General features: G+C 74.2%; 6 protein-coding genes. 2 read left to right on the forward strand and 4 right to left on the reverse strand.

Annotated elements, in window-relative coordinates; translation table 11 throughout:
• The coding region (locus F2B26_RS13755) for a DNA-formamidopyrimidine glycosylase family protein (RefSeq protein ID WP_159810319.1) at positions 1-718 on the forward strand (718 nt) is incomplete at its 5' end.
• Positions 719-802: 84 nt separating this feature from the next.
• Here the strand turns inward: F2B26_RS13755 and F2B26_RS13760 are convergent.
• The 3 genes from F2B26_RS13760 to pgsA form a co-directional block, all read right to left on the reverse strand.
• A complete protein-coding gene (locus F2B26_RS13760; RefSeq protein ID WP_159810321.1) occupies positions 803-1,132 on the reverse strand; it encodes a helix-turn-helix domain-containing protein in 330 nt (109 codons plus the stop codon).
• Positions 1,133-1,437: 305 nt separating this feature from the next.
• Positions 1,438-1,935 carry a CinA family protein gene (locus tag F2B26_RS13765; RefSeq protein ID WP_159810323.1) on the reverse strand — a complete coding sequence of 166 codons (498 nt, stop codon included), beginning with the start codon at positions 1,933-1,935 and terminating at the stop codon, positions 1,438-1,440.
• Positions 1,932-2,513 carry a CDP-diacylglycerol--glycerol-3-phosphate 3-phosphatidyltransferase gene (gene pgsA, locus F2B26_RS13770; protein WP_159810325.1) on the reverse strand — a complete coding sequence of 194 codons (582 nt, stop codon included), beginning with the start codon at positions 2,511-2,513 and terminating at the stop codon, positions 1,932-1,934. Before pgsA ends, F2B26_RS13765 begins: the two co-directional genes overlap by 4 nt.
• A gap of 144 nt (positions 2,514-2,657) precedes the next feature.
• On the opposite strand from pgsA, the gene F2B26_RS13775 reads away from it, so the two are divergent.
• Positions 2,658-3,905 carry a CapA family protein gene (locus tag F2B26_RS13775; protein WP_159810327.1) on the forward strand — a complete coding sequence of 416 codons (1,248 nt, stop codon included), beginning with the start codon at positions 2,658-2,660 and terminating at the stop codon, positions 3,903-3,905.
• An 83-nt stretch (positions 3,906-3,988) separates the two neighbouring features.
• On the opposite strand, the gene F2B26_RS13780 is transcribed toward F2B26_RS13775, so the two are convergent.
• Positions 3,989-6,454 (reverse strand): FtsK/SpoIIIE family DNA translocase, encoded by a 2,466-nt coding sequence (locus tag F2B26_RS13780; RefSeq protein ID WP_328698686.1) that lies wholly within the window; start codon positions 6,452-6,454, stop codon positions 3,989-3,991.
• Positions 6,455-6,460: the final 6 nt, after the last annotated feature.

The raw sequence follows: 6,460 nt of genomic DNA on the forward strand, positions 1-6,460 counted from the left end.
CACGGCGCTCGCCGGGCGCCGTCTGGTGCGCGCCGAGCTGCGCTGGCCGACCCTCGCGGGCGCCGACCTGGTGGGACGCACCGTGCTGCACACCCGCCCCTACGGCAAGCACCTGCTCACCCGGCTCGACGACGGCCGCACGCTGCACAGCCACCTGCGGATGGACGGGATGTGGCGGGTCGTGCCCACCGGGACGCCGCGGGCCTCGGGCCGCTCGCCCCGGGTCCGGGCGCTGCTCGCCGACGAGCGGTCGACGGCGCTCGGCATCGAGCTCGGCATGCTCGACCTGGTGCGCACCGCCACCGAGCACGAGCTCGTCGGGCACCTGGGCCCGGACCTGCTGGACGACACGTTCGAGGAGGGCGGCCTCGCCGAGGGGCTCGACCGCTGGCGGGCACGCGGGTCCGCCCCGACCTGCGACGTGCTGCTCGACCAGCAGGTGGTCGCCGGGATCGGCACGATCTACCTCGCGGAGACCTTGTTCGTCGAACGCGTGCACCCGTGGACCCCGGCCGACGAGGTCGACGCCGCCCAGCTGCTGCGCACCGCCCGCGCCCTCATGCTGCGCTCCGTCGCGCGCGGGCCGGCACCCAGTGCGGTGCACGCGCGCGCCGGGCTGCCGTGCCCGCGCTGCGGGGCGACCGTGCGACGTGACGCGGCACGCCGCCCGCCGTACGAACGCCCGGTGTTCTGGTGCGCCGTCTGCCAGGCAGCCTGACGCGTCGCGGCCAGGCGCACCCAGGAGGGCCGGCACGCCCCGACGCGTGCGGAGAGCCAGCCGGTGCCGCCGGCGCGTCCGAGCTCAGCCGACGGGGGCGAGCAGCGGCCAGTCGTCGTCGCGGTGCGGTGACACGATCGAGGCGAGCTCGACCGGGATCGTGTCGGGCACGACGAGGCCCTCGGCGACCGCGACCCGGTCGCTGACCTCGCGCAGGATGACCGACATCGGCACGTCGAGCGCCTCGCAGATGCTGTGCAGCAGCTCCGACGAGGCTTCCTTCTGCCCGCGCTCGACCTCGCTGAGGTACCCCAACGAGACCCGCGCGGCGGACGACACCTCGCGAAGGGTGCGGCCCTGGTGCTGACGCGCGTTGCGCAGCACGTCTCCGATCTCACGTCGCAGGACGACCATCCGGGCTCCCCCTCTCGTGTCAGGTCCGACTGTGTGCTCCCCGCCGACGGCGGTTCCGTACGTCGTGCGCACCACACCGCGCGGGGCTGGCCGCACGACCGGTGCACGTCCACCGTAGCGCGCGCCGTCGTTGCGACCATCCAGGCGGCGGGATGCGTCCGGGTGTCGGGACGGTGCAGGAGTGACGATCACGTCCTGCCCAACGCGGCACGGGCGGTCGATGTTCCCCATGCACCCTCATCGGCCCACCGAGCCGGCCTCCTGAGCGATCCGACACACGAGTCGGGGCGAACCCGCGCGGGCTCTCAGCCGGCGGCGGACGTCAGCTCGAGGGCGAGAGCGAGGGCCGCGCGAACCGCACCGGCGCGGATCTGCGCACGGTCACCGTCGAGGCGAACCTCACGGACCTGCGCGCCGGACGGGGTGGCCACCGCGACGAACACCGTGCCGACCGGCGCACCGTCCTGCGGGTCGGGGCCGGCGACCCCCGTCGTGGAGATCCCGACGTCCGCGTCGAGCAGGCGGCGCACACCGCGTGCCATCGCCAGGGCCACGTCGGGGTCGACGGCGCCGCGCGCCGCGAGCAGCTGCGGGTCGACCCCGAGCACCGACGCCTTGACCGCGGTGGCGTAGGCGACCACACCGCCGCGCAGCACCCGGGAGGCCCCCGGCACACCCACGAGGGCGTCGCACACCGCGCCCCCGGTGAGCGACTCGGCCACCGCCGCCGACCAGCCGCGCCCCTCGAGCGCGGCGAGCACGTCCGACGGGTCGGTCGCGGCGGCCTCCAGGGGCGGGGTCATGCGACGGTCGTGCCGGCCCGACGGATCCGCACCGCGACCCGTACGTAGTCCAGCCCCGTGACGACCGTGACGACGACCGCCGCCGCCATGACCACCCAGGCGACCCAGCCGACCGCGGCAGGCAGGTGCGCCAGCGGCAGCAGGAACAGCCCGATCGCCACCGACTGCAGCGCCGTCTTGAGCTTGCCCCCGCGCGAGGCCGGGAGCACGACGTAACGCAGCAGGAAGAAGCGCAGCACGGTGATGCCGAGCTCACGGACCAGCACGACGACGGTGATCCACCACGGCAGCTCCCCCACCCAGGACAGCAGGCACAGCGCGGTGCCGATGAGCAGCTTGTCCGCGATCGGGTCCAACAGCTTGCCGAGGTCGGTGATCTGGCCCCAGCGGCGTGCCAGCCACCCGTCGACCTTGTCGGTGACGGCCGCGAGCACGAAGAGAGCGGTCGCCGCCAGCCGCGCACCCACCGAGGTCCCGCCGTCGAGCAGGAAGACCAGCGCGAACACGGGCACGAGCGCGATGCGCGCCATCGTGAGCACGTTCGGCAGCGTCCACACCCCACGCGCTCCCTCGACCACGTCCGCCAGCGTACGTGCCGCCCCCGGCCAGGACGACCGCCCCGTGACTGCGACGCGCCGACCCGCTACATTCCCACGGTGCAGGTGCAACACCGTCGTCGACGCCGCCCTCCCAGGTCACGGGGGCCGCGGCGCGTCCTCGGGGTGCTCGTCGGCCTCGTGGTGCTCGTCGCCACCGCCGCCCTCCTCGTCAACCAGGCACGTCCGACCACGGGTGCCGCCCGCACGCAGCCGGCCGCCTCGGCGGCCGCCCCCACGAGTGCGGCGCCCACCCCGACGCCGACCCCCACGGCGGACCCCGACGCGTCGTTCACGATCGTCGCGGCCGGAGATGTCCTGCCGCACCTCAACGTGCTGGACTCGGCCCGCACGGCCGACGGCTACGACTTCGCACCGCTGCTCGCCGGTCTCGACCCGTGGGTGTCCGGGGCCGACCTCGCGCTGTGCCACTTCGAGGTGCCGGTGGCCCCGGCCGGGACCAAACCGTCGGGGTACCCGCTGTTCGGCACGGTCGACCCGCTCGTCGGGGCCCTCGCCACGCAGGGCTGGGACGGCTGCTCGACGGCGTCGAACCACTCCGTGGACCGCGGCGAGGCCGGTGTCGAGGCGACCATCGCCTCGTTCGACGCCCACGGGCTGGGCCATGCCGGGACCGCGGTGTCCCAGGCCCAGGACACCCCCCAGCTGTACCGGCTGACCCGGGCCGGACGCACCTTCACCGTCGCGCACCTGTCGGTGGCCTACGGCACCAACGGGATGCCGGTACCGCACCCCTGGAACGTCGACCTCATGGATGCCGACCGGGTGATCGCGGAGGCCACTGCGGCCCGCGCGGCCGGTGCCGACCTCGTCCTGGTGAGCGTGCACGCCGGGACCGAGTACCGCACCGCCCCCACCGACGACCAGATCGCGTTCGACCAGCGGCTGGCCGACTCGGGCCAGGTGGACCTCGTCATCGGTCACCATGCGCACGTGCCGCAGCCGATCGCGCACCTCACCGGCGGGCCGCGCGGGGCGGGCATGTGGGTCGCGTACGGCCTGGGCAACGCGATCTCCAACCAGGACGAGGCGTGCTGCGCGGTCGAGACGTCGTCCGGCGAGCTGCTCGTGGTCCAGGTGACCGCCACCGGCGCGTTCCCGGCGCATGACGTCGCCGCGGGGCCGGCCACCGTGACCGGTGTCTCCTACGCGCCGATCACGGTCGACCGGCGCGCGGGCCACCGGGTGCACCTGCTCGCCGACATCACCGACGGCACCCCGACCCTGAGCGCGACCCAGGTCGCCCAGCGGCTGGCGCGGGTCGAGGCCGCCGCAGGGACGGCTGCTCCGGTCGCGACGGCGCCCCCGACACCGACGGGCGACGCACCCCAGGTCGTCGTGCGCACCCACTGACGGGCCGTCCCCGCCGCCGGCGACATCTGCGTCGGCTGCCCGCGAGGCCCCGTCGCGGCGGGCCAGGCCTCGTCCGCTGCCGGTCAGGCCTCGTCGTCGTCCCAGGTCGGGGCGACGTCGTCGTCCACGAGGTGGTCACCCCGCAGCAGCGCGAGCGTGGCAGGCAGGTCGTCCGGGGTCACCAGCACGTCCCGGGCCTTGGAGCCCTCGGAGGGCCCGACGATCTCGCGCGACTCGAGCAGGTCCATGAGCCGGCCGGCCTTGGCGAAGCCGACCCGCAGCTTGCGCTGCAGCATCGACGTCGAGCCGAACTGGGTGGTGACCACGAGCTCGGCGGCCTGCAGCAGCAGGTCGAGGTCGTCGCCGATGTCGTCGTCCACCTGCTTCTTGGCCGCCTGCACCGCGACGTCGGGCCGGTACTGCGGCTTGGCCTGGGTCTTCACGTGCTCGACGACGGCATGGATCTCCGACTCGCTCACCCACGCGCCCTGGGTGCGCATCGGCTTGGCCGCGCCCATCGGCAGGAAGAGCGCGTCACCCTGCCCGATGAGCTTCTCGGCGCCGGGCTGGTCGAGGACCACGCGGGAGTCGGTGAGCGAGGAGGTGGCGAAGGCCAGCCGGGACGGCACGTTGGCCTTGATGAGCCCGGTGACCACGTCGACGCTCGGCCGCTGGGTGGCCAGCACGAGGTGGATGCCGGCGGCACGGGCGAGCTGGGTGATGCGCTGGATCGAGGCCTCGACGTCACGCGGCGCGACCATCATGAGGTCGGCCAGCTCGTCGACGATCACCAGCAGGTACGGGTAGGTGGCGATCTTGCGCTCGGAGCCCGGCAGCGGCTTGACCTTGCCGGCACGCACCGCGGCGTTGAAGTCGTCGATGTGCTTGAAGCCGAAGGTCGCGAGGTCGTCGTACCGCGACTCCATCTCCTTGACCACCCACTCGAGGGCCTCGGCGGCCTTCTTCGGGTTGGTGATGATGGGCGTGATGAGGTGCGGGATGCCCTCGTACAGCGTGAGCTCGACGCGCTTGGGGTCGACGAGGATCATCCGCACCTCGTCGGGCTGGGCCCGCATGAGGATCGAGACGATCATCGAGTTCACGAAGCTCGACTTGCCGGATCCGGTGGCGCCGGCCACGAGCAGGTGCGGCATCTTCGCCAGGTTGGCCACGACGTAGCCGCCCTCGACGTCCTTGCCGACGCCCACGACCATCGGGTGCGTGGTGCGCCGCGACGCGGCCGAGCGCAGCACGTCGCCGAGGGCCACCGTCTCGCGGTCGGTGTTCGGGATCTCGATGCCGATCGCCGACTTGCCCGGGATCGGCGACAGGATGCGCACGTCGGCGCTGGCCACCGCGTAGGCGATGTTGCGGCTCAGGGCCGTGACCCGCTCCACCTTGACCGCGGGGCCGAGCTCGACCTCGTACCGGGTGACCGTCGGGCCGCGGGTGAAGCCGGTGACCTGCGCGTCGATCTCGAACTGCTCGAGGACGCTCGTGAGGGACTCCACGACGCGGTCGTTGGCGGCCGAGCGCACCTTGTGCGGCGGGCCCTTGGTGAGCGCGTCCTCCGGCGGCAGGACGTAGAGGACGTCGCCCTCGAGCATCGGCTGCTCGCCGCGCGGCAACGGCGGGGCCGGCGGCGGGACGCGGACCGAGGTCTCGTCCTCGTCGTCCGCGACATCCGCTGCGACCTCACCGGCGGCCGGCAGCACCGTGGTGGCCACGTCGTCCGGGGTGACCGGCGGGACGTCCGCCGTCGCCGGGGCGATGAGGTGCGCACGTTCGAATGCCTCGTCGCCGTCGTAGCGCTCGAGCCGGGCCTTCTCCTCCTGCGCGGCCTTGTCCGCCGCGGCCTTGGCCCGGCGACGGGCCAGCAGTCCGCGCGGCGCCTGCGGCGGGTCCAGCTCGGCGGTGTGGCCCTCGCGGATCACGAGCGGCTCGTCGTCGTCCGTCGGCTCAGGCGCCCGGCGGGTGACCAGCGCACGCAGCCGCGGCACGATCTGGTTGACCGGCGTCGCGGTGACCACGAGCAGCCCGAAGAACGCGAGCAGCACGAGCAGGATGGCGGTCACCACCCCGGAGAACGCCGCTGCCAGCGGGGTGCCCGCGGTCCAGCCGACGATCCCGCCGGCGGCCCGCAGCCCGGGCCAGTCGTTCGTCCCCGGGCGGCCGCTGCCCAGGTGCACCAGACCGGCCACGGCGAAGGCGATGGCGGTGATGCCGATGCCGATGCGCCCGTTGGCCGCGGTGCGCTCGGGGTGGCGCATCAACCGGACGGCGAACCAGGCCAGCACGAGCGGCAGCGCCCTGCCGAGCGCGCCGAAGGCACCGGCGACGACCCAGTCGATGACCTCGCCCGCGGTGCCGGACAGCCCGAACCACGCCCGGGCCGCCACCACGACGGCCAGCCCGAGCAGGGCGAACGCGGCACCGTCACGGCGGTGCGCCGGGTCCAGGTCCCGGGCACCCTGGCCGAACCGACGGGCCGAGCCGCCCACGAGGTGCGCGGTGCCCATCCAGACGCCACGCACCATGCGCACCGGCAGCGCCGG

It is taken from the genome of Cellulomonas citrea (assembly GCF_009829685.1).
Lineage (GTDB): Bacteria > Actinomycetota > Actinomycetes > Actinomycetales > Cellulomonadaceae > Cellulomonas > Cellulomonas citrea.